We start from the raw sequence: 23,302 nt of genomic DNA on the forward strand, positions 1-23,302 counted from the left end.
CCCCCACTCCGACCCACTCCGACCCGGCACCACTCACGGCTAGAATCAACGCATGCCTGCCGCCCATGACCTTCCTGACTATGCTGCCCACACCGAATATGCCCATTGGGACGCGGGCCTGTGGACCAGGGTGCTGGCCGCGTCCGGCGTGCGCAGCCCCTTCACCAGCGCCCCTTTCACCGAGGCGATGCTGGCAGGGTTGGCCGGCGGCATCGGCTTCATGATCTTCACCTTTGAATACAAGGACACCACCACGGCGTCGGCCGTCACCCGGTTTCATCCCGGACCGTACACCGAGAACCTGTTGCAGCGCTGCGGTGCCGCCGTCACCATCCAGCAGACCGGCAGCGTCTCCCTGGCCCGGGGCAGGCTGGATGCTGCGCTGGAAACTGGGGTCCCCGCCGTCGTGCGTGTTGTGCGCGGCAAGCTGCCGTGGGCGGCTGAGGACCCGCTGGCCGACATGGACTCGGTCGATGTGGCCATTGTCTCCCGCGACGGCGGCGATTACCTGCTGGACGACGGCGGCGGGCGGCTGGAGCGCATCAGTTCCGCCGCGCTGGCGCAGGCGCGCGGCTCACGCAAGGCGGACAAGCACTGGCAGGCCCACGTGGTGGCAGGCGGCGAGGAAACCGGCGGCGGTGACTGGGACAGCGGTGCCGAGCTGACCCTTGGAGCGCTGCGGCAGGCCATGACCCAAACCTCGCAGGAACTGCTCTCGGAGCAGGCACCGCCCGGAATCCCGCCCGGCTACGCAAAGAACTTTGGCATTCTGGGGATGCACACCTGGGCCCAGCGGCTCACCGACAGCCGTTCCAAGCGGGGCTGGTTGCGGATCTTCGCCGACACCGAACGGGCCCGGTCCGGCATGGCCATGCTGCACGGGCTGCTGGCCGGGCGGCGGTACAGCGGACCCGGGGCGCTGCGTCCGTTGTATGCCCAATTCCTGGAGGAGGTGGCGCTGGCCGGGGACGGTTTGTCCGGCGTCGAACGTGCAGGGTTGCAGGAGACGGCCGCCCAGTACCGGGCCCTGGGCGAGCACTGGGACGCCCTGACGGCGCTGGTGGGGACCGCGGCCGAACCGGATTTTGCCGCCATGGCCCTGCGGGTTGAAGCGATCGCGGTGCTGGAAACCACTGCGGCCCAGGCGCTGCAAACGGCTTCCGACGGCGGATATTAGCACCGTATGACCCGTTTTTAATGGCTCGGGCCTCCGCTGCGATAGGGTGGGTGGCGTGACTTATGAGATTGAGATTGGCCGTGGAAAGCGCGGACGCCGCGCATATTCGTTGGATGAGATTGCGATTGTGCCCTCCCGGCGTACCCGCGACCCGCAGGATGTGTCAGTGAAATGGCAGATCGACGCGTACCAATTTGATATTCCCGTTCTCGGTGCGCCGATGGATTCCGTCATGTCCCCGGAGACTGCCATTGCCCTCGGCAAACTCGGCGGACTGGGCGTCCTTGACCTGGAAGGACTGTGGACCCGGTATGAGGATCCGCAGCCGCTGCTTGATGAAATCGCGATCCTGCAGGCTTCGGTCATGGATCCCGAAACCACTGTGCGTCTCCAGCAAATCTACAATGAGCCCATCAAGGCCGAGCTGATCACAGCCCGCCTGGCCGAGATTCGTGCCGCCGGCGTGACGGTGGCCGGTTCCTTGACGCCACAGCGCACGCAGGAGTTCTACAAGACCGTCATTGCCGCCGGCGTTGACATTTTCGTGATCCGCGGGACCACCGTTTCAGCCGAACACGTCTCCAAAACCACCGAACCGCTGAACCTCAAGCAGTTCATCTACGAGCTCGACGTCCCCGTCATTGTTGGCGGCGCGGCCGGCTACACCCCGGCACTGCACCTGATGCGCACTGGTGCCGCCGGCGTCCTTGTGGGCTTCGGTGGCGGGGCTTCCACCACCACGAGCCGCGCGCTGGGCATCCGTTCGCCCATGGCCAGCGCCATTTCTGATGTGGCTTCGGCCCGCCGTGACTACATGGACGAGTCCGGTGGACGTTATGTGCACGTGATTGCCGATGGCGGCATGGGCTCAAGCGGTGACATCGTCAAGGCCATCGCCATGGGCGCCGACGCCGTGATGCTTGGGGCCGCACTGTCGCGTGCCGCCGAGGCTCCCGGACAGGGCTGGCACTGGGGTGCCGAGGCACACCACCAGGAACTCCCGCGCGGGCACCGTGTGAACATGGGAACCGTGGGGACGCTGGCAGAGGTGCTGCACGGTCCCGCCCGCAACGCCGACGGTTCCGCCAACCTGGTCGGTGCCCTGCGCCGCGCAATGGCCACGACCGGATATTCGGACCTGAAGGAATTCCAGCGGGTAGAGGTCATCGTTTCGCCCTAGTTTCCAGTGACTGCCCTGCTGTCCCCCAAGCGCCCCGTCCCCTGTGGACAGGGGCGCTTGGGGGTTGGCGGAGGTTCGGACCAGCCCCAGGCGGCTCGAGCCGTGCGGCTAGACTGGGGGATGGGGCAAGACTTTTTAGGCAGCGGAAAGGTACTAATGACATCGGGTTCACTGGAACGCTACGACACGGAATTGACCAACCCCGGGTTGGTGATTTTGGAGATGGAAGCAGAGTCCAAGGAAGACGCGGCCGCCCAATTGGCAGCCAAGCTGTTTGAACAGGGCAGAATCTCGGACCTGGAAGGCTTCCTGAACGATGTCAATGCCAGGGAACACCAGATGGCGACAGGCCTGCCTGGCGGGGTCGGATTGCCACACGCCAGAAGCGTGCACGCCAAGGAAATCTCCATCGCCGTGGGCATCACAAAATTCGGCTACAGCCTTGATTTTGGGGCGGTCGACGGACCCGCAACAGTGATCTTGCTCATTGCCACCCCGGACAGCTCGTTCTCCGCGCACTTGGAAGTGCTGGCCACCCTGGCCCGATCCTTGTTCAAGGAAAACTTCCGCGAGTCCCTGCGCCGGGCCCACGATGCCGAGGTCATTACCGAGTTGATCAACTCCACCCTGGTGTTCTTCGACCACTAGGCACCGGTTCCGCCGCATTGCCGGTTCGCGGACGAACCGGCAATAGGGCACCTCGGAGCCGTCGGCCCAGCGCTTCCCCTGCGCTGGCAAGCCCTGCCAGTTTCCGGGTGCATTCGTTGTTCTACGCGATTACGAAGTACCGTTGAAGGGTGTTGAAAACTGCCCTCAAGCCCAAATGGATAGCCGCGCTGGTGTTTGCGCTTGCCGTGGCCGCCGCCTTCGTTCTTCTGAGCCAGTGGCAGTTCTCCCGTTCCTTGGAGAAGGATGTGGCTCCGCCGTCGGTGACGGGGCAGGTCCAGCCGCTGCATGACATCATGGATCCCGGCGAACCCATGCTCGGCAGCGCCGAAGGCCAGCTTGTCACGGCCCAGGGCCAATTCGATCCAAGCAAGCAAGTGCTGGTGCCCTCGCGTTTGCAGGACGGCGCGGAAGGGTACTGGGTTGTTACGGCGTTTGAGGTGGACGGCGCGGTCCCGCCCGTTGGATCCGCAGCCACCAAGGAGGTCGTGATCCCGGTGGCCAGGGGATGGATCGCATCCCCTGACAACGTGCCAACCGCGCCGGCCGGGCACCTCTCGCTTGAAGGCAGGCTGCTCAACTCCGAAGGGCCGGAACTGGCCCAGGACCTTCCCGCTGGCCAGGTCAAGGCCCTGTCATCGGCCGAACTGACAAACATTTGGTCCGTCACCACCTACGCAGCCTTCATTGTTTCCCACAGTGAAGTCCTTGACGGCAAGGACGCGGGTGCGGCCGGGCAGGCCGGGGACTTGGTCCCGATCACCGTCACCGCGACCGACCAAAACGACAAGATCAATTGGCTGAACATCTTTTATTCGGTTGAATGGGTGCTGTTTGCCGGCTTTGCCGTGTTCCTGTGGTGGCGTCTGGTCGCAGACGACTATCGCCGCGACCAGGACGAACTGTTCGACATCGACGCCGAAGACGAAGATGATGAAGACGATCCCGACGGCGGAGACCACAGTGAGGGTCCCCGGGCGGGAATTGGCACCAACTAGTCATTGGCACCAACTGAGAATTACCACCGACCAAGAATTTGCCCAGGCTGGATTTTTGGACAGTCTGAAGCCCAGCACAGAATGAGGAGAGCCGGCACCATGACCGAGCCCAGCAACAACGAGTCCAAGAACACAGCGTCCGGGAACACGGCACCAGTCACCGCACAGGCGGCCAACGGTTCGGGGCAGGCCAAAGCCAAGGCCACCCCGAAACGCCGCTTTGGCGGCACCCCGGCGCAGATCCTCAGCGCCTTGAAGTTCTACAAGGTGCTCGCGTACGCCACCGGAACCATGCTGCTGCTGCTGGTCGTTGAACTCGTGCTGCGCTACGGCTTCCAGAGCGTGCTTGTCGCCGGCGGCACGGACACCGCGGGCGCTCCGCATGGCCTGGGCCTTGTCAACATTGAGGAAGGCCTGATGGCGGTCACCGGCGGCGTGAACCTGTCAACCATGGTCTTGATCGTTCACGGCTGGATGTACGTGGTGTACCTGATTGCCGACTTCCGCCTGTGGACGCTCATGCGCTGGCCCGTTGGCAAGTTGATCCTCATCGCCCTCGGCGGCGTGGTTCCCTTCCTCTCATTCATTGTTGAAGGCAAGGTCCACAAGGAAGTGCTGGCCGAGGTTGCCGCCAATCCCAAGGCCGGAAAGCGCTACTGAGCCCAGCTGCCGTGTGAAGCACGACAGCGGGAGGTTCCGTCCGCCGTCTCTGGAAACGCTCGCGCAGCAATGGTGGGTTTTTCCGAAACGCTCGCGCAGCAATGGTGGTTTTTTCCGAAACGCTCGCGCAGTCACTGCGCGAGCGTTGTTCAAGACGGCCGGTTTTGAGTAACTGGTCACTGAAAGGGCAGCGCCGGGACCGGGCGGCTGCAGCGTGGGTTAACATTGAACCGTGACTAATCCCGCTAAGGCCCAGACTTCCCAGAAGCCCGTCCTGGTTGTGGACTACGGTGCCCAGTACGCCCAGTTGATTGCGCGCCGCGTGCGTGAGGCAAATGTGTACTCGGAAATCGTGCCGCATACCTATACAACTGCGCAGTTGCTGGCTAAAAACCCAGCTGCCATCATCCTCTCCGGTGGACCCTCGAGTGTCTATGCGGAGGGTGCCCCCAAGGTGGGCGCCGACCTGTTTGAAGCCGGCATCCCGGTCTTGGGTATTTGCTATGGCTTCCAGGCCATGGCAGCGGCCCTGGGCGGAACTGTCGCCCAGACCGGCCAGCGCGAATACGGCTCAACCCAGGTGCAGCTCCTCGGCGAAGGCCGTTCAATTCTTGCCTCAACCGCGGCAGAGCAAACCACGTGGATGAGCCACGGAGACAGCGTGCAGGAGGCCCCCGCGGGCTTCGACGTGCTGGCATCCTCCGCCGGCGCCCCCGTTGCCGCGTTTGCCAACGAGGAAAAGTGTCTCTTTGGTGTCCAGTGGCATCCGGAGGTCAAGCACTCCGCCTTCGGCCAGAAGGTGCTGGAGAACTTCCTGTTCAACGGTGCCAAGCTGGAGAAGAACTGGACAGCCACCAGCATCCTCGACGAGCAGGTGGCGCTGATCCGTGAGCAGATCGGCGGCGCCCGGGTCCTCTGCGGGCTCTCCGGCGGCGTTGACTCAGCCGTTGCCGCGGCACTTGTGCAACGCGCCGTGGGCGACCAGCTCACCTGCGTGTTCGTCAACCACGGCCTGCTGCGCCAAGGTGAAGCCGAGCAGGTGGAGCTCGACTTTGTGGCGTCGACCGGCGCCAACCTGTACGTTGCCAACGAGCAGGACCGCTTCCTGAACGCCCTGGCCGGTGTCTCCGACCCCGAGACCAAGCGCAAGATCATCGGCCGCGAATTCATCCGTGCCTTTGAGGAAGCCGAACGTGCCATCATGGCCGAGGCGGCCTCCGAAGGTGAAGAGATCAAGTTCCTCGTCCAAGGCACCCTGTACCCCGATGTTGTGGAGTCCGGCGGTGGTGAAGGCGCAGCCAATATCAAGAGCCACCACAACGTGGGCGGTCTGCCCGAGGACCTGCGCTTCGAGCTCGTTGAGCCGCTGCGGGCCCTGTTCAAGGACGAGGTCCGTGCAGTCGGCGCCGAATTGGGCCTGCCGCCCGAGATCGTCGGCCGCCAGCCGTTCCCCGGCCCCGGCCTGGGCATCCGCATCGTCGGTGAAATTACCGGCGAACGCCTCGAGCTGCTGCGCAACGCCGACGCCATTGCCCGCGCCGAACTCACCGCAGCCGGCCTTGACGACGAAGTGTGGCAGATGCCCGTGGTGCTGCTGGCGGATGTCCGCAGCGTGGGAGTCATGGGCGATGGCCGCACCTACGGCCACCCGATCGTGCTGCGTCCGGTGTCCTCCGAGGACGCCATGACCGCCGACTGGTCGCGCCTGCCGTACGACCTTCTCGCGAAGATCTCCAACCGGATCACCAACGAGGTGGAGGGTGTCAACCGTGTTGTTCTGGACGTCACGTCCAAACCGCCGGGAACGATTGAGTGGGAGTAACTCCCTCAGGGACGCTGGAGGGTGCCCACACCTGTGAAAACAGGGAAATGTGGCGCCCTCCAGTGTGCCGAACAGGCATTGGCAGGCTGGGAGCGATAGCCTGAATTACATGTCAGTATGGTCAAGACCGTTTCGCTCAAGTGCAGAGAAGAAGGCACCCGTGTCCGAAGTTGCAGGCCCCAATGAGAGTTCAGTGGAACTCCAAACCTGGCTTGCTGGCTTGGATTCGTATTCAGGCGCGGACACAGCTCTTGCCTTCGTAAAAACCGAGCATGGCAGCATCGCTCTCACGCACGCCCACCCTTCGGGGCTGGCCCAGCTTTTGGCCGGCCGCAAAACCCGCCTGTCCACGTTGATTCGCGAGCCCGAACACTATTCAGCCGCGAAGAAGGCTGCCGCCGCCCTGCGCGCCAAAATCTTTGAATTAAGCACCGACCGCGGGATCGACGTCGGCTACCTCGGCGCCGGGATGGCCCGCTGGTCTGCTGTGGCCGGGCCAAACAGCGAGGACGTTTGCGCACCAGTGCTGCTTGCCGCCGTCGCACTGACAGTCCGCCCGGGTCAGGACGACTACGAGCTCCAGCTCATGGAGCAGGCACAGGTGAACCCTGCCCTGGTCAAGCACCTGGCCCAACACGCCAACATCCATGTTGACGCCGCTGCCCTGGGCCGGCTGGCCTACAGCACGGCACGTTTTGACCCGGCCCCCGTGCTGGACAGGATGCGGGCCCTGCTTGCGCCCCTGCCCGGGGCCGTCGTGGAACACGAACTTGTGGTCTCCACCTTCGCGTTCCTGGCCGAGAACCTGAACGATCCGGCACTGTCGGTCGGCAATGAGCTGCTGGAAATGCTGCAGCGGCACAGCGGCGACGACGTCCTGCCCGTCGAGCTGGAACCGGACTTCGCCCGTTTTGTCCCCTTGGATGACCGCCACCCCAACGACGAGCTGTTGGTGCTGGACGCCGATCCGCAGCAGCAGTATGTCCTTGACCTGATCCGCAGCGGTGAATCGGTGCTCGTCTCCACCCCGCCAGGCACCGGCCAGACGCAGACGGCCATCAACGCCGTCGCACAGCTTGTCCATGACGGCAAGAGCGTCCTGGTGGTGGGCGAACGCCGCGGAACACTCAATGAACTGGCGCAGATTCTCACCGAGCACGACCTTGACTCGCTGCTTCTGCAGCTCAGCGCCCATACAGGGCCTCAGCAAATCAAGTCCCAGCTGATCCGGGCCATCACCCGGAACGAAAAGGCCGTCGAACCCAAGCTTGACAGCCTGCATGAGACGCTCGTCGACCACCGCCACCAGCTGGTTGACCACGTCGCCAGCCTGCACAATGTGCGCGACCGCTGGGGCTGCTCGCCGTACCAGGCCATGCAATCGCTGGCGGAGCTGACCTCGATCCACCCGGCACCGTCCACCACCGTGCGGCTCAAACGCAGCGTGCTGGACAGCATTCGGGACCGCAAGGAGCTGACGTCGCGCCTGCGCCGGGCCGCCGAACTGGGTGCGTTCAGCCAGGTTGCCGTGAGCAGTGCCTGGCACGGCTCCCGCATGGTCACGCGCAAGGAAACCGAATCGGCGTATTCGCTGGCAGAGCAGTTGCATGCCCAGGTGCCCGGATTTGCCGTGAAGATGCGTGAAGTGGCCGAGTTTGGCCAGATCCGCCAAGGCCATTCCTTTGCCGAGTGGGGCCGGCAGCTGACCATGCTGGTGGCGATTCGCGAAAGCCTTGACAAGTTCAACGCCGACATTTTCGACTGGTCCACCGACGAGATGATCGCCGCCACGGCAACCGCAGCCTGGCGCCGGGAGCGCGGCGTTGACATGCCCGCCCTGCAACGTGCACGGTTCCGCCGCAACGCCAAGGACCTGGTCCGCCCCGGCGTGCACATCTCCGACCTGCACGCCTCATTGCTGCTGGTCAACGAGCAAAGCACCTTGTGGGCGGAAGCTGCCACGAGCAAGCGCCACCCCACCGTGCCGTCCGGCCTGGCCGAGCTGAGCCGCACGTACATGGGCTTGCGGGAGAAGCTAGTGACACTGGGCGCTGTTTTGGAGCGCACAGTCGATGGCGGGGACCTGCTCAATTTCAACTCCGGCGAGCTCGTCGGCCGCCTGGAGGCGCTGGTTGCGTCCAAGGAATCCCTGGAGACGCTGCCGGAGCGCACGCTGCTGCTTGAGGGCATGCGCGAGCATGGCCTGGGCGAGCTGCTCGAGGACCTGGCCCGCCGCGAGGTGCCCGCCGGGCAGACCGGCTCCGAGCTTGAGCTGGCATGGTGGCAGTCGGCGCTGGAAGCCATGATCAGCGGGGATGAATACCTTGCCATGTCCGACGGCGACAACCTGCGCCGCCTGGAAGCCGAGTTCCGCTTGGCGGACCAAACTCACCTCGCCTCCGGTCCGGGGCGGATCCGCTGGCGGCTGGCCCAACAGTGGACAGAAATCGTTGCTGGACGCAACCGCCAAGGCGAGATGCTCCGGAATGTGTTGAAGGACGGCCGGGTGTCCCTGACGGCACTGGGCGCGCAGGCACCTGACCTGCTGCGGAACCTGGCTCCCGTCTTTGTGCTGAGCCCGCTGGTGGTGCCCTCGGCCATCCCGGCAGATTTCCACTTTGACGCGGTCGTGATTTTGGATGCCGAATCGACCTCGCTGCAGTCAGCACTGCCGGCACTGGCCCGGGCCGGCCAGGTGGTTGCCTTTGGCGACGAGCAAACGGCCTGCCCCAAGAGCTTCAGCGTTGCCGTCGGCGCCCCGGGGGACCGCGGTTCCGGGCAGCACCCCCTCGAAAGCGTCTTTGGCGCACTCTCAAGGGTGCTTCCGCGGCACCGCCTCACTGTTTCCTATCGAGCCGTTGATGAGGACCTGGTGCGCCAGCTCAGCAGCGGATTCTACGACTCGCAGCTGGAACGGCTGCCTGACGGCAGGGCCGTGACAGGGCTTGAACGCGCCCTCACCGTTGACTACCTCCCTGACGGCAAGGGCCTGCCCGGTGCCGGCGACGGTGGTGTTGAGTCGGTGGTGGCTGAGGTCAACCGGATTGTTGACCTGGTCTTCGAGCACGCCAGGGTGCGGCCCCGCGAATCGCTGGCCATCATCACTGCCAGCGAGCGACACGCGGTGAGGGTGGCCCAGGCCATCCGCCTGCAAATGGCCAACCATCCGCTGCTGGCTGAATTCTTTGCCTCGGGTCCTGAGTCGTTCCGTGTGGTCACCGTGGACAGGGCGGCGGGACTTGTCAGGGATCGGGTCATCTTCTCCCTGGGCTTTGGCCGCACCCCGCATGGTCGCGCGCTGCACGGCTTCGGGCCCTTGTCCGAGCCTGACGGCCGTGCCAAGTTTGCCTTGGCCATGACCCGGGCCCGGACCCACATTCACATTGTCACGTGCTTCCGTCCCGAGGATTTGGACGAAAGCAGGCTGAGTTTTGGTGCCGTTGATTTCTTCGAACTCCTTGACCGTGAACTTGCCGGGAACTCCTTGCTGGGCACACCGGCAACACGCGCCCTCGACAGTGAGCGCGACACCGGTGAGGATCCCCTGGTGGCAGATTTGGCTGACAGGCTTCGTGCCCGTGGTGCGCGTGTGTGGCACCATTACGACGGCGCCCTGGACATGGCAGCTGCCCCGGATCCCGTCCAGCTGCTTGGCCGGGAAGACCATGAAATTCCCGACCCGGTGGCTGTTGAATCGGATGGCACGGCCCGATACCAGAACATGAGCGTGCGCGAACGAAGCCGGTTGCGGCCGCAGATGCTTGAGCGGTTGGGCTGGCGGTATGTTCCGCTGTGGACGATTGAAGTCTTTACGGACCCGTCCAGCTGTGCCGACCAGATTGGCAAGTATCTGAGACTGCCTGCGACCAGCGGAGATGCTGAGCTGGCATCCCTGCTGGGCACATCCGATGACGCGTCAATGACAGCCGTGATCGATTCGCCCCGCTCACGGCACCGCACCGGCGCTGCCCCGGAACGGGCCGCAGGGGACAACGCAGCCTCAGGGGACGCTGCAAACGTGCCGTCGGGCGAGGTGGCCGTAAACGATTCGCGGCCCGCCAAGGATGCAGAAATATCAAGGACCAGTGAAGAGAGCGTGACAGCAGTGAGTGGGGCCCAAGAGACGCCGGCCGGCAATGCAGCTGACGATGCCCCGACGTCAACGTCGTCAATGACGGCACCGGCAACGGAGTCGACCTTGCTGCCCAAGGTGGCTCCCAACGACGCCGACCACACATGGGGCGACGCGCCCTCCGACCGCGGCCATGACGCATGGCTGCGCGAGAACAAGCCCCCGCATTGGGGCTGAGGACGGGCGTGGCCACACCACCGAAAATACCGGGCATGGGCGCGTTCAAGGACAAGAACACCGGGACACCCAAACCGGCAGCTCCACGACCGGTGGCTGTGGCCGCGTGGTTGCTGGTTGTTGCCGCAGCAGTGCAGGTAGTGGCCTCGATCATGGCAGTGGCCTACGCAGTGTCGCCTGACCGCCTCGTGTCGATTCAAGCCCAGATCGACACCATGAGCGGATCCGTGCCGAGCCTTGAATCCATGCGGAACATGGGTGTGATCACAGTGCTCCTGGCCGGTGTTGCCACCGTGTGCGCGTATTTGCTGTTTGCCTTCTTTCTGCACAAGGGCCGGACCTGGGCCAGGGTTGCGGTGGGCGTGCTGGTGGTGCTGACCTTGACTCAGCTGGTCGGATTCACCCTGCCGCAGGGCCTGACCACCGCGGCACAGCTCGTACTCGGTGGCATCGCCGCCGGCTTGTGCTATTTGCCTGCGCCAAACAATTACTTCGCGGCCGTCAAAGCCGCCAGGAACTAACCGGCCGCCAGCCGGGCGTCTGCGCATCAATTCAGCAGGATCAGGAATACCTTTCCGCGGTTGATGGCGCCTGCCAGCTGGACGGACTGGCTGGCTGACGCCGCCACGACGACAATTCCCTCGTTTTCCTGTGCCGGGAGCAGCCCTCCGCCCGACCGGGCCAGGGAAGGTGTCCACAATACAGGCACATTTTCTGCCAGCACCTCATTGCTGACGGGCCCGTCCATGCCTTGGGTGCTGCTCAACACAACCGTGACCAGCTGGCCCTGGTGCAGCAGGGCGAGTGTGGACGGATCGCTCAGCCGCAGGGGCACGGCCTGGCTGCCGGAAGGGGACCCAATCAGCAGGCCGTTTCCCAGCAGCGATGCATCCGTGAGCACTTCGCCGCGGCGGACGGGACCGGACACCTGCCCTCCCTCCCAGCTGCCGGGCACGCCGGTACCAGTCGCAGACGCGGCCGTGCCAGCGGCCGGGAGCAATGCGCCGTCGGGCACCATGCGGGGACTCACCGTGGCGGCGAGCACGTCGTCCTTGGCAAGAATGTGGCCTGCCGGCAGATCACGGGCCGCAACCAGCACGGTGGTGGTGGCAGGGCTTGCCGGGGTGAGCTGCTGGACGGCAACGGCCGCCGCAACGCAGAGCAGGAGGGCCGCGAACAGCCGCCGGCGGCGCGCCATGAGCCGAAGAATCCTTTGGAGGGGCGACGGCGCCGCAGCACGTCCCGACCAGGAACGGGAGCTCCAGGCGGGCCCCGGATAAACGGGCGGGCTTGGGGGAGTGCGTGCGGGCTTCATGAGCCAACGCTAGGCCCGCCTGGCGGGCCCGCAACAGGGGTGCTCAACTGAATGTGGACAGCCTCGGGGCCAGCTGGGCCTGTGGGGGAATTACTGGGGAAATGCGATGGCCCGTGCACGGACCTTGCAGCGGCGGTCCGTTGTTAGCTGGACACGCCGGCGGTTGCCGGGCTCTTGGCCCCTTTGCTGCCTGAATCAGAATTGCTTGAAGTCGCGCTGCTTGACTCCGAGGACTTGGCCGCAGCGGAGCTGCCGGCCGACGCACTTGCGGAGTCGGAAGCGCCTGCGGCGGAAGCTGCCGGAATCGAGCTGGCGGCAGAGCGTGAGTCAGTGCGGTAGAAACCCGAGCCCTTGAACACGACACCCACCGAATTGAACTTCTTGCGCAGGTTTCCGCGGCATTCCGGGCAGACAGTCAGGGAATCGTCGGTGAACGACTGCTGGATGTCAAAGGCGTGGCCGCAATCTTTGCAGGCGTAGGCGTACGTGGGCACTGAATTTCCTCCTGGATACATGCGTCGGGACCCTGTGATCACCAGTCGCGTGGCTGGCAGTCCATGGTCCCAAGTGCTGATTCTACCATCTGCAGCTAAAACGCCCGCCGGAGCCTGGTCATTCCCGACGCTTCAGTGTTGCAGACGCCGGGGCTTCATTGAAGACTGTCGGCACCGGATCCCACCAGGATGTGTCCGGCCGGGGTGATCAGGCAATCAACAGGCACATCCAAGGCGTCGTGGGGGAGCAGCCCCGCTGCCAGAACTTCATGGTCATGGACGACGGCGGCGACGGGAACCGAGGCGGCCCCCGCCAAAAACCTGTCATAGTAGCCGCCGCCCTGTCCCAGCCGCACCCCTGAGTCGTCCGCGGCGAGTGCCGGGACGAAGATCGCCTGAACGGAATCCAACCGGTTGAAGGGGAGCCGGGGCCCTGGTGGTTCCATGACAGGGGCAAGGCTGCTTCGGACCAGCTCCACGCCCGCATGCCAGCGCGTCCAGCTGAGCTGCTTGCCGGGTTCACACACGGGAACATAGACGGTGTGCCCGGCAGCCGCCAAGGCCTCCAGGAGCGCATCTGTCGGCGGCTCGCCACCCGTGGAAATGTAAGCGCACACGGCAGTTCCGGCGGCGTGGCCGGAACCCGCATCGCCACCCGCACGGCCATCCGCGCCTCCGGCCGCATCGGCGAAGGAACCGAGAGTCCCCAGCCATCGCAGTGCCGTCCGGGACAAGTCCACGCCAAGTGCAGCCCACGCGGCGGCCGAAGTGTCGGAGCGGGCTTCCGTGCGGCGGGCACGCAGCGTGGCGCGCCACGCTGCCTTCTCAAGTGTGCTCATGCTGGTCCTGTCGGGGCTGTGAAAACTATCGCTGCTGCCATTATCCGTGGTTTTCGGGCTGTTTCAGCTAACCTAAGGGCATGACTTCTGCAAAAACTGTACGCAAGGCCGTAATTCCCGCTGCAGGCTTGGGAACACGTTTCTTGCCCGCAACCAAAGCAATGCCCAAGGAAATGCTGCCGGTCGTGGACAAGCCTGCCATCCAGTACGTGGTTCAGGAAGCCGTCAGTGCCGGCCTGACCGACGTGCTGATGATTACAGGGCGCAACAAGCGAGCCCTGGAAGACCACTTTGACCGTGTTCCCGTGACGGAGCAGCTGCTGGAGGAAAAGGGCGACACCGAGCGTCTCAACGCGATCCAACACGCTACCGAGCTGGGCGAAATCCACTACGTCCGCCAGGGCGACCCCAAGGGCCTGGGCCACGCAGTGTTGCGTGCCAAAACCCATGTGGGCGACGAGCCGTTTGCCGTGCTCCTGGGTGATGACCTGATCGACGAGCGCGATGAGCTGCTGACCACCATGATCGAGGTGCAACAACGCACCGGAGGCTCCGTCATTGCCTTGATCGAGGTTCCGCAAGACAAGATTTCCTCTTATGGCTGTGCCGACATGAGCGTTGTCGAGGGCGAAAACTATGTCCGCGTCAACCATCTCGTGGAGAAGCCCTCAGTTGAGGAAGCACCCTCCAACCTGGCCGTCATCGGCCGCTACGTGCTGCACCCGGCCGTATTCGAGGTTCTCGAAAACACGCCTCCGGGACGTGGCAATGAGATCCAGCTGACCGACGCCCTGCAGACCCTTGCCACCATGGAGGGCGAGGGCGGCGGCGTGTACGGCGTCGTGTTCTCCGGCCGTCGATACGACACCGGTGACAAGCTCAGCTACCTGAAGGCAGTCGTCACCCTCGCCTGCGAAAACGAAGAACTCGGCGATGACCTGCGCGACTGGCTGAGCGGGTTCACAGCCGACTTCAAGGGCTAGTTGCGTGTGGGGGCAGGCTATCTGGCCGGTGACCTTGGAATGTGGTGATTTGGTCCTGCGCCCCATCAAGCTTCGCGACAAGGCCGAGTGGACGCGCGTACGCAACCGCAATTCAGCCTGGCTGCAGCCGTGGGAGGCCAGCAACCCCGCCGGGCAGGGCGAGCTGCCCACCTATTCGGGGATGGTGCGGGTCTTGAACAGGCAGGCCCGCGAGGGCTCGGCCCTGCCGTTCATCATCACCGAGCGGATGCCCGACCGGCCCAGGCCGGCCATTGTGGGCCAGCTGACGGTGTCATCAATCATGTGGGGCTCCGCCATGTCGGCAACCCTGGGGTATTGGGTTGACCAGGGGCGTGCAGGGCGCGGCATTGTCCCGACGGCGGTGGCCATGGCCACCGACCACTGTTTCCAGCAGCTGGGCCTGCACCGGATGGAAATCAACATCCGGCCGGAAAACGCGGCCAGCCTCCGGGTGGTGCAGAAATTGGGATTCCGGGACGAGGGTCTGCGCCCGCGGTACCTGCACATCAACGGCCAGTGGGCCGACCACCGCAGTTTCGCGCTCACCGCTGAGGAAGTTCCCGGGGGAATCCTCAACCGATGGCTGGCAGCGCGGTAGCACCAGCGAGCCCGCCACACGTCAGCCGCCTCAGGGCAGCCGGCCCCGGCGGCGGGTGGGCCGGCCCGACGTCGGGCATCAGAAGACACGGATTTCTTCCCTTACCTGGCGACACACCGCCAGTAATGCCAGTAGGGACATGTTTCCCCTTTAGGGTTGAAATGTGGCCGGACACGAGTTGCCAGTCCACTCAATCCAGCAGTTGCAGGAGACGTCAATGGAAAGCATTACTTCCGACGCCCACACCCACGTGGAGCCGGGACCTTCAACGGCCATGCCCTCGGCTGCTGGGAATTCGCTGAGAATTCGTTGGAGCAGGACTTTTATTGCCCTTTTGGGCTTGATTGCGCTGTTTACTGCGGGCATCTCGGGCGCGCTCAATGTGTTTTCGATGGGGTCGGCAACGCTGTCCTGGACGTCGCTGGCAGTGTTTGCCGCCGTCATCGCCGGGCTGCGCGTGCTGGCCGTCCGTGACCAGTCCGCCCGCCGTGCAGCACGCCTTGGTGCAAGTGCGACGGCGAACCAGGCAGCCCGGGAATCGACAGCTGACGCTGTGGAGCTGAAGGAGACGACGCTCTTCGACGGTGCCGAGGGCCGCGAACCGGCTCCCGCGCAGAAGCCGCTGACGGCCGAAGAGCTGCGTGCCGCCGCGCTGCGTGTGGCCGCCAAGGGAACTGCCGACGCCAAGCTGGCACACACCCAGACCCTGGCCGAAGGCAAGCTCGAAGTTGAAACGTGGGAGCCCGTTGAGGTTCCTGTCCCCGGCTACGTGACGGCCAACCGTGCACTGACCTTGGAGAAGCCGCTGGTGCTTCCCGAGGTCCCGAAGTCCGCCGGCACCTCGATCAGGGCTGACCAGGCAGGCGTTGGCGTCGCCGGTGAAAGTGAAGGTGTCGTTGCCGTTCCCGACGCTGCCGTCGTTTCGGGCGGCAAGGTTGAGAAGGCCGCCAAGCCTGAAAAGCATGTGGCCGCGTCGGAACGCGGAACCCATGCACTGAACAACCTGGACGACGTCCTGCAGCGCCGCCGCGCCTAACACTCATTTGCCCGCAGTGCCCCGCAGTGCCCCGCACGGCTCTCCGGGCGGGGCCTTTGCTTCCCAGTGTTCTTTTGTCCCCACGTCAGGCGTAGGGTGAGCTTCATGGTGTTGATTGCTGTGGCAGGTGGGACTGGGCTGGCCGGGCGTGCTGTTGTGGAACACGCGGTTGCGGCGGGCCACCAGGTGCGGTCATTGAGCCGTCACCTCCCAGTCGGTGCAAAGCGGGTGGCAGGTGCCGACTACCTTCAGGCCGACTTTCATTCAGGACAGGGCGTTTCTGCCGGTCTCGACGGCGTGGATTGCCTGATTGACACGCTCGATGCCCGCTCCGGTGCCGCACTGCGGGCCCTTCCCGCCATGTCCGTCAGTGTCCTGGCGGCTGCGGAACAAGCAGGTGTTGCCCGCTGCGTGCTGTTGACGATCGTTCGCGCCGGAGAGTGCCCCGCAGGTTATTACCAGGCGCAGGCAGCCAGGGCACTGAGCTATGAAGGGGCAGCCATGCCCACGACGGTGGTCTATTCCACGCAATTCCACAACCTGCTGGCAGGAATTTTTGCCGGGGGAGCCAAGGTGGGAATCGTGCCTGCGTTCAAGGGAGTGTCCGTCCAACCAATTGCGACGGCGGACGTGGCACGTGTGCTTGTTGAGGAAGCCCTGGTGGGCGGCAGGGAACACAATAGCATTCATATTGGCGGGCCTGCTGTGCAGACCATGAAAGACCTGGCCCAGGAATGGAAGACTGCCGCCGGAAGCAAAGCCATGGTTACCGTCATGCCGCTGCCGGGAGCATTTGGTGCGTTCCTGCGGGCAGGCAAGAATCTGGTTCCCGAGCACAAGGTGGGGACTGTCGCATTCGGAGACTGGTTGGCAGCGCGCTCGGGCGTGGGCTCCGCCTGACCGGCCGTGGCCGGATGAACGCTGGGGCATCCGGGCTTCACTGCGGTCAAGGCGGCGTGCCAACGTTTTGGTTTGGGAATCCGCGCCTTGCGGGTTTATTCTGGAAAAGTGACGGTGCAGGCAGCGATGCTGGCGCCGGCACGGGGCTATGGCGCAGTTGGTAGCGCGCCTCGTTCGCATCGAGGAGGTCAGGAGTTCGAATCTCCTTAGCTCCACCTGAATACCCCTCTGGCTTGGAAAAACTTCCGGTCAGAGGGGTTCTTCTTTGCCCATTTTGGGCCCCAACGACAAGGAAATATCACGGGTTGGGGTCAATCAGGGCCTATGGTTCCGGGGCCGAAGGACCAGATTCATCGTCGAGCCAGTCCGGGGCTGCCGTCAGCCTCGCGGCGTCCGGCAGCCCGGCCCGTTCCGCGGCAGGCAGGGAGTCGTAGGCGTAGGAAGTCACAGCCACAGCGGCCACTCTCGCCGGTACGCAGAGCTCCGGCACCGTGAGGGGCTGCACCCGGTTACATCCTGTTCGCCGATGGAATCGCGTCGATAATCGAGCCAGGCAATTGCACCGACCGGACGTGCCTGATCGCCCCCACTGATGGCGACGCTGTGGCGACGAATCTGAACATTTTTACCGTCAATGGGGCGTCACGTCTGGAGTTTGCACAGCCTCCTCCATTGAAGATGAAAGCGGGCAGCCGCGTTGTGCGCAGCCACCCGCCAAAGGTTTGCCTTGTCCGTGCCCGTCCGGTGTTAGCCGAGGCGGGTGGTGATGGGAACCGGGCTGGCCAAGGTGTCGCGGATCGGGGACGTGGCTTCCAGGGCGCCGATCAGGTCTTCCAGGTCCTCGCGGGAAGTGCCGGGGCTGTCGACTTCGACGTCTACGTTAATATGCTGGAGGCCTTTTCGAACATTTTTGTCAATGCCAAGGAAACCGCTCAGGTCGATGTCCGCTTCGAGGGTCAGCGCGACATGCTTCAGCGGGATGTTCCTGCCTGCAGCCAGGGAAGCCAGAGTTACCATGTAGCAGCCAGCCAGGGCTGCGAGGATGTACTCAGCGGGGCTGATGGCTGTGTCGGTCCCCAGCAGGGAGACCGGCTCGTCGCTGTGGAGCGTGAACTTCCCACGGCGCGATTCGTCGGCAATGCCTGCTTGGGTAAGTGGGCCTGTGACGGTCTTGGCGGTCAAACCGCCAGCGGAATCGCTGAGCATGCTGAAGGTGACCTTGCCCAGCTCGCGCTGCTCGGTGACGGCTGCCACTGTCGCTTCGATGGCCTCGACGTCAGCGTAAGCCTCCGTGCTCAAGGTATTTATGTCGGTCATGATGTTCCTTTCATTTGTTTTTGGTGAGAAAACCCAGGCTTCACTTTGTTGAAATGCGATGCCGGGAAGGCTGTCGGGGTTTGATTCCGAGATGAGTCGAGCGTGTCAGGGGCGCCCAGGTGTGGCAGTGGAATGCTGCTGGGAACTTCGAAGATGAAATAGCCGGCAATGCAAAGGATCGGCACTTAGCCCGTAGGCGGCTGAGCTGAGCCCAAGGACGTCCCTGTCCTTGATTGCTGCCGGCATGGCTGTACCTCCTTGGCCGGGGATGTGCCGCTGTGTTGGATTCCGGGGGTAGCGACGATCGCTGTGCGTGAGCTGTTCCGCTGTGCTGCGGATCACAATCGGATACTTCATAGGAAAGCACCGAAACAAGGCTCGCGTCAAGGGAAAAGTTCCGAAGAGTGAAACTTTGTTCCGAAATAACGTTTATGAAATTGAAGGCCGTTGATAAGCTGGGGCAATGACAAACGACGACGTTTCACTTGATTCCGCAGATTCCGCCGGCGGGATACGCAGTGTCGAACGCGCGACCGCGGTCGTCCAGGAAATATCGGACGCAGGCCCCGACGGACTCCGCCTGGTGGACATCGTTGTGAAGACAGGGCTGTCCAAGACCACCGCCCACCGGCTCGTCAGTACCTTGGTCAATGTCGGCTGGATCGACCAGGATGAAGAAACAGGGACCTTCTATCTCGGAGTTCCGATGGTGGGATTCGGCATCACGGCGTCCAACCGCCACGGACTTCTGGACCTTGCCCAACCCCACCTTCAGCGTCTGGCGGACCTCACCGAGGACACCGTCTACCTCTCCGTCCGTGTCTCCGACCGGGCGCTTTGCGCAGACCAAGTCAACGGAGCTTTCCCGATCCGCGTCCTTGATCCCAATGTGGGCGACCGCCGGCCACTGGGATCATGCGCAGGCAGCCTGGCCCTGCTCGCATGGATGGATGACGATGAAATCGACGAAATACTGGCACGGGAGAGGCGCAGTGCCGGCCGCGACCCACGCGTGCCGGAGCCTTCTGCGCTCCAAGGCATGATCGCCACGTCACGCGCACAGGGTTACACCGTCTACTCCGGTCACCTCATCCCCGGCTCCATGGGCGTCGGCGTTCCCGTGTTCGGCGCGGGAGGGACCCCGGTGGCTTCCCTCAGCGTGGCCACCATCGAGTCCCGAATGGCCGAGGCGCGACGAGCCCGAATCATCGAATGGCTCAGCCGTGAATCCCAGGAACTCTCCGAGGCCCTGCTGCGATTGAATCGCAGATTCAACCAAAACGATGTCCGGCGGCTCCTCACTGTGGATGGCCTGTCATAGCTCCGATTGGCTTCGGAAGGCTGAACTGCCCGGCGCAGTTCGCCTGTGCGAGCGGGAGGAGAGCGGCGGCCGTCCGCGCATGGCCCCGGCGCGGTCTGAGGTGGAGGAATTGTACGCAGTGGCGCCTCGGCTGCGTCCCGGCGAACCATTGCCATAGCCTTCACCGGGGTATATCGTTAGCTATCGTTGGGTATCGTTAGTGATTGACTGAGGAGAGCATGATGCATAATTCATTTCCTGCAGGCGGATTCATGGGCAACAACCTCGACGGCATGTGGCAGGCAGTTGAGGAGTTCAGGTCGCGGTTCGAAAAGCGCGCCGGCACCCGTGCCGGCCGGGGTGAGTTGCGCTCGGCGGTGCTGGCCCTGCTCGCGGAGCGCCCCATGCACGGTTACCAGATCATCCGGGAAATCGAGGAACGCAGCGGCGGCAGCTGGAAGCCGAGCGCCGGCTCCATTTACCCCACGCTGCAGCTGCTGGCCGACGAAGGACTGGTCAGCGCTGAAGAGTCCAATGGCCGCAAAAACTACACGTTAACCGAGGCAGGCCGCGAAGAGGTTGCAAATGCCGAAACGTCGGCTCCCTGGGACTCTGCAGCGCAGGCATCCGGTCCGGGGTTCTCGGCACTGCCCAAGGCAGGTGTGGAGCTTGCCCAGGCCGCAGCCCAGGTAGGTCGCACGGGGACGACGAAGCAGGTTCAGGAAGCTGTGACGGTGCTTGAAGAGGCACGCCGCCGGCTGTATTCGATCCTCGCGCAGGACTAACCAGGATGGCGCCGGCTGGACGCGGCAGGGCGGAGCCGGTGCCAGGCGCCGGGGACACCCGGGCCCGATACCGCCGGATCCTGCGCTTCGCCGCGTGGCATCTGGCGGTCACCTGGTGGTTTGAGTTGCTCCTGCCCCGCATCGGGCTCGGCAAAGTGGCCGAACGAACCCGGGCAAGGCGGATGCGGCGGTTCGCACAGCGCTTCCACGCACTCGCGGTGGAGCTGGGCGGGCTGATGATCAAGGTCGGTCAGTTCATGTCGTCCAGGCTCGACGTGCTCCCGCCGGAGATCACCGCCGAATTGGAGGGCCTGCAAGATGAGGTGCCGCCCGTACCGTTCCCTGCGATCCGTGCGCTTGCCGAGGCCGAGCTGGGTGCAGCGCTGGAGGCGGTGTTCGCGTGGGTCGAGGAAGTGCCCATCGCGGCGGCATCCCTCGGGCAGGCGCACCGGGCGCAACTTCTGCCCGGAAACGCCGCAGACACCGGGCTCGGCAGCGTGGTGGTGAAGGTGCAGAGGCCGGGCATTGCCACGATTATCGACGTCGATCTGGCCGCGCTTCGAAAGGTGGGCGGCTGGCTCGGCCGCCTTCGCTTCGTGTCCAAACGTGTCAACGTGCCAGCGTTGGTCGAGGAATTTGCGAAGACCAGTCTTGAGGAAATTGACTACCTCAACGAAGCGGCGAATTCGGAACGGTTTGCCGCTGATTTCGACGGCGATGACAGGGTGACCGTGCCCGGCGTCGTATGGGAGCGGACGACTCGGCGGGTGCTCACGCTCGAGGATGTCACGGCCATTAAAATCACTGATTCCAAGGCGCTGCTGGCTGCCGGGATCGATCCTGCGCAGGTGGCCCCGGTTTTTGCGTCGGTCATGTTCGACCAGCTATTCGCCAGCGGTTTCTTCCATGCCGACCCGCACCCCGGCAATATCTTCATCACTCCGCATGTCGACCCGGCCGGGGAACGGCCGTGGAAGCTGACATTCATCGATTTTGGCATGATGGGCGAGGTGCCGGCGAGCACGCGCAGCGGCCTCCGGAAACTGCTGATCGCGGCCGCCTCGCGGGACGGAAAGGGCCTGGTGTCCGCGATCGGTGATGTCGGTGTGCTGGTGCCGTCGACCGACACGACGGAGCTTGAACGGGCGATGACGCAGCTCTTTGCCCGCTTTGGTGGGATGGGTTTCGCCGAGCTTCGCGAGGTTGACCCGCGCGAGTTCCAGGATTTTGCCGGGGAGTTTGGCGAGGTGGTCCGCTCGCTGCCGTTCCAGTTGCCGGAGAATTTTCTGCTCATCATCCGTGCCATGTCACTGACCTCTGGAGTGTGCAGTTCCCTGGATGCCCGATTCAATTTGTGGGACTCGGTGGAGCCCTATGCGGCGCAGCTGCTGCGGGACGAGCGCGGCAACCTTGTCAAGGACGTGGCAACCCAGGCGCTCGACGCCGCAGCGGTCACCTTCCGCCTGCCGAAACGTCTGGATGGACTCCTTACCCGCCTCGAGTCCGGTTCGCTGCCGGTGGCCAGCCCCAGCCTCGAGCGGCGGTTGGCACGGCTGGTCCGCGCAGCGCAGCAAGTGGCATCCGCACTAATCTTCGGTGCACTCCTGATCGCCGGCGCCGTGGTTCGATCCGGGGACGCCGTGTTTGGCAACGTGCTGATGATCGTGGCGGCGCTTCCGCTGCTGCATATGTTCTGGATGGGACGACGACGCCGCTGACGCCCGGCAACGGCTCATAACGCTACAGGTGATGAGGCTAACAGTTGTTTTGAGTAACTAAAAACAACTGTTAGGATGGAGGCATGGCATTGGACGCGCAGCAAGAGGCTCTGGCGGGACGACTCAGGTCGGCCCGGCTGAAGGTGACGGCACCGCGCGTCGCAGTTCTTGGTGTGCTCTCCGGCCAGGGGCACCTGGATGCGGAGACAGTATTTTCCGCAGCCGCAACGCACTTGCCGAAGACTTCCCTGCAGGCTGTCTACGGAGTGTTGGCTGCGCTGGTCTCTGCAGGACTGGTGCGCAAGATCGAACCTGCAGGCTCAGCGGCGCTGTACGAGACCCGGGTGGGCGACAACCACCACCACCTCGTCTGCCTCAACTGCAAGGCAGTTGAAGATGTGGATTGCGTCATCGGCGAAAGCCCGTGCCTGACGCCGTCGAACGTGAATGGCTTCGCCATACAGGTTGCAGAGATTACCTTTTGGGGCATCTGCTCCGCGTGCCAACTGGCCACGGCTGACGCCTAGCCCGCCGCACAAGCGGCAAACGCAAACAACAAACCCACTGGCGGGTTGAATCAGCAATGCCGCCACCCACCACATGACGTGGCGCCATTTGCCGCGCCCCTATCAAGCAACCCCAGAGGAGCTATCTTGAACAACTCATTTGAATCACCCAGCCATCCCTTCATGCGCACTTTCCTGACGGAATCAACCGAAGGTGGGGCAGCCATGCTGGGCGGCTCGCCGGCACCACGCACCGCTGCCGCCGGAACATACGTAACGACAGACGCAGCCCGAACCGGGCAGGCGGGAACGTACGTGACGACAAGCGCAGACCGATCCGGGCAGATGGGAAGCTATGTGAGCACAGCCGCCAGTCCCGCCGGGCGTGCAGCTTCCTACGTGACAAGCGAATTCCGTTCCTCGAAATAATCGCCGGGTGCTGGCCGCCAGGCCAGCCCACTGAACTGGTATTATCCGACGAATGATCGGGTCCCCGTCGAATGCGGCGGGGACGGCACCAAGGAGACAGTTGAACCAAATGACGCACCTGCGGATCAACGGCGCAGAACTGTACTCGGAGGTGGCCGGTTCCGGGGAGCCCGTCCTCCTTCTGCATGGGGGCTTCTGCTCGCTGGAGTCCCTGCGGAAGATCTCCGACGCGCTCGTCCCCGACTAGCG

Annotated in this window: 23 protein-coding genes and 1 tRNA gene; 19 read left to right on the forward strand and 5 right to left on the reverse strand. The window is 64.0% G+C overall.

The window, feature by feature from the left end; translation table 11 throughout:
- Nucleotides 1-52: 52 nt before the first annotated feature.
- The 8 genes from AC1L6K_RS05755 to AC1L6K_RS05790 all read left to right on the forward strand — a co-directional run bounded on the left by AC1L6K_RS05755 (nt 53) and on the right by AC1L6K_RS05790 (nt 11,333).
- Nucleotides 53-1,177, forward strand: coding sequence for a BtrH N-terminal domain-containing protein (locus AC1L6K_RS05755; RefSeq protein ID WP_480951754.1), 1,125 nt, complete (start codon nt 53-55; stop codon nt 1,175-1,177).
- 55 nt (nt 1,178-1,232) lie between these two features.
- On the forward strand, nt 1,233-2,357 hold the full coding sequence (locus AC1L6K_RS05760) for a GuaB3 family IMP dehydrogenase-related protein (RefSeq protein ID WP_480951755.1): 1,125 nt from the start codon (nt 1,233-1,235) through the stop codon (nt 2,355-2,357).
- A gap of 156 nt (nt 2,358-2,513) precedes the next feature.
- Nucleotides 2,514-3,005, forward strand: a complete 492-nt coding sequence (locus tag AC1L6K_RS05765) for a PTS sugar transporter subunit IIA (protein WP_480951756.1) — start codon at nt 2,514-2,516, stop codon at nt 3,003-3,005.
- A 149-nt stretch (nt 3,006-3,154) separates the two neighbouring features.
- Nucleotides 3,155-4,021, forward strand: coding sequence for an SURF1 family protein (locus AC1L6K_RS05770; RefSeq protein WP_480951757.1), 867 nt, complete (start codon nt 3,155-3,157; stop codon nt 4,019-4,021).
- Nucleotides 4,022-4,120: 99 nt separating this feature from the next.
- On the forward strand, nt 4,121-4,681 hold the full coding sequence (locus AC1L6K_RS05775; protein ID WP_480951758.1) for a DUF3817 domain-containing protein: 561 nt from the start codon (nt 4,121-4,123) through the stop codon (nt 4,679-4,681).
- Between the two features lie 232 nt (nt 4,682-4,913).
- Nucleotides 4,914-6,503, forward strand: coding sequence for a glutamine-hydrolyzing GMP synthase (gene guaA / locus AC1L6K_RS05780; RefSeq protein ID WP_480951759.1), 1,590 nt, complete (start codon nt 4,914-4,916; stop codon nt 6,501-6,503).
- Between the two features lie 109 nt (nt 6,504-6,612).
- Entirely contained in the window at nt 6,613-10,812 is a 4,200-nt protein-coding gene (locus AC1L6K_RS05785; protein WP_480951760.1) for an AAA family ATPase, read from the forward strand.
- A 35-nt stretch (nt 10,813-10,847) separates the two neighbouring features.
- Nucleotides 10,848-11,333, forward strand: a complete 486-nt coding sequence (locus AC1L6K_RS05790) for a hypothetical protein (protein ID WP_480951761.1) — start codon at nt 10,848-10,850, stop codon at nt 11,331-11,333.
- A gap of 26 nt (nt 11,334-11,359) precedes the next feature.
- On the opposite strand, the gene AC1L6K_RS05795 is transcribed toward AC1L6K_RS05790, so the two are convergent.
- The 3 genes from AC1L6K_RS05795 to AC1L6K_RS05805 all read right to left on the reverse strand — a co-directional run bounded on the left by AC1L6K_RS05795 (nt 11,360) and on the right by AC1L6K_RS05805 (nt 13,460).
- Nucleotides 11,360-12,010, reverse strand: coding sequence for an SAF domain-containing protein (locus tag AC1L6K_RS05795; RefSeq protein ID WP_480951762.1), 651 nt, complete (start codon nt 12,008-12,010; stop codon nt 11,360-11,362).
- Nucleotides 12,011-12,270: 260 nt separating this feature from the next.
- Nucleotides 12,271-12,621, reverse strand: a complete 351-nt coding sequence (locus AC1L6K_RS05800) for an FmdB family zinc ribbon protein (protein WP_480951763.1) — start codon at nt 12,619-12,621, stop codon at nt 12,271-12,273.
- Nucleotides 12,622-12,776: 155 nt separating this feature from the next.
- Nucleotides 12,777-13,460, reverse strand: a complete 684-nt coding sequence (locus AC1L6K_RS05805; protein ID WP_480951764.1) for a 5-formyltetrahydrofolate cyclo-ligase — start codon at nt 13,458-13,460, stop codon at nt 12,777-12,779.
- A gap of 80 nt (nt 13,461-13,540) precedes the next feature.
- On the opposite strand from AC1L6K_RS05805, the gene galU reads away from it, so the two are divergent.
- The 5 genes from galU to AC1L6K_RS05830 all read left to right on the forward strand — a co-directional run bounded on the left by galU (nt 13,541) and on the right by AC1L6K_RS05830 (nt 17,213).
- Complete coding sequence (gene galU, locus AC1L6K_RS05810) at nt 13,541-14,443, forward strand: UTP--glucose-1-phosphate uridylyltransferase GalU (protein ID WP_480951765.1); 903 nt, start codon at nt 13,541-13,543, stop codon at nt 14,441-14,443.
- 4 nt (nt 14,444-14,447) lie between these two features.
- Nucleotides 14,448-15,062 carry a GNAT family N-acetyltransferase gene (locus AC1L6K_RS05815; RefSeq protein ID WP_480951766.1) on the forward strand — a complete coding sequence of 205 codons (615 nt, stop codon included), beginning with the start codon at nt 14,448-14,450 and terminating at the stop codon, nt 15,060-15,062.
- Nucleotides 15,063-15,279: 217 nt separating this feature from the next.
- On the forward strand, nt 15,280-16,098 hold the full coding sequence (locus AC1L6K_RS05820; RefSeq protein ID WP_480951767.1) for a hypothetical protein: 819 nt from the start codon (nt 15,280-15,282) through the stop codon (nt 16,096-16,098).
- Nucleotides 16,099-16,203: 105 nt separating this feature from the next.
- Complete coding sequence (locus AC1L6K_RS05825; RefSeq protein ID WP_480951768.1) at nt 16,204-16,998, forward strand: SDR family oxidoreductase; 795 nt, start codon at nt 16,204-16,206, stop codon at nt 16,996-16,998.
- A gap of 142 nt (nt 16,999-17,140) precedes the next feature.
- Nucleotides 17,141-17,213 (forward strand) — tRNA-Ala (locus AC1L6K_RS05830).
- Nucleotides 17,214-17,320: 107 nt separating this feature from the next.
- Here AC1L6K_RS05830 and AC1L6K_RS05835 read toward each other — a convergent pair.
- Together AC1L6K_RS05835 and AC1L6K_RS05840 are read right to left on the reverse strand one after the other, a co-directional pair.
- The gene (locus tag AC1L6K_RS05835; RefSeq protein ID WP_480951769.1) at nt 17,321-17,452 is read right to left on the reverse strand and encodes a hypothetical protein; all 132 of its coding nucleotides are present in this window, start codon (nt 17,450-17,452) and stop codon (nt 17,321-17,323) included.
- A gap of 293 nt (nt 17,453-17,745) precedes the next feature.
- Complete coding sequence (locus tag AC1L6K_RS05840) at nt 17,746-18,315, reverse strand: OsmC family protein (RefSeq protein ID WP_480951770.1); 570 nt, start codon at nt 18,313-18,315, stop codon at nt 17,746-17,748.
- A gap of 463 nt (nt 18,316-18,778) precedes the next feature.
- Here AC1L6K_RS05840 and AC1L6K_RS05845 point away from each other — a divergent pair, with 463 nt between their 5' ends.
- From AC1L6K_RS05845 to AC1L6K_RS05870, 6 genes are all read left to right on the forward strand, one after another.
- Complete coding sequence (locus AC1L6K_RS05845) at nt 18,779-19,636, forward strand: IclR family transcriptional regulator (RefSeq protein ID WP_480951771.1); 858 nt, start codon at nt 18,779-18,781, stop codon at nt 19,634-19,636.
- 221 nt (nt 19,637-19,857) lie between these two features.
- The gene (locus tag AC1L6K_RS05850) at nt 19,858-20,400 is read left to right on the forward strand and encodes a PadR family transcriptional regulator (RefSeq protein ID WP_480951772.1); all 543 of its coding nucleotides are present in this window, start codon (nt 19,858-19,860) and stop codon (nt 20,398-20,400) included.
- A gap of 5 nt (nt 20,401-20,405) precedes the next feature.
- Nucleotides 20,406-22,118, forward strand: coding sequence for an ABC1 kinase family protein (locus tag AC1L6K_RS05855; RefSeq protein WP_480951773.1), 1,713 nt, complete (start codon nt 20,406-20,408; stop codon nt 22,116-22,118).
- A gap of 83 nt (nt 22,119-22,201) precedes the next feature.
- On the forward strand, nt 22,202-22,645 hold the full coding sequence (locus AC1L6K_RS05860; protein ID WP_480951774.1) for a Fur family transcriptional regulator: 444 nt from the start codon (nt 22,202-22,204) through the stop codon (nt 22,643-22,645).
- Between the two features lie 126 nt (nt 22,646-22,771).
- Complete coding sequence (locus tag AC1L6K_RS05865) at nt 22,772-23,053, forward strand: hypothetical protein (protein WP_480951775.1); 282 nt, start codon at nt 22,772-22,774, stop codon at nt 23,051-23,053.
- A gap of 109 nt (nt 23,054-23,162) precedes the next feature.
- A complete protein-coding gene (locus AC1L6K_RS05870) occupies nt 23,163-23,300 on the forward strand; it encodes an alpha/beta fold hydrolase (protein WP_480951776.1) in 138 nt (45 codons plus the stop codon).
- Nucleotides 23,301-23,302 lie beyond the last annotated feature (2 nt).

The organism is Specibacter sp. BI4 (genome assembly GCF_056680095.1).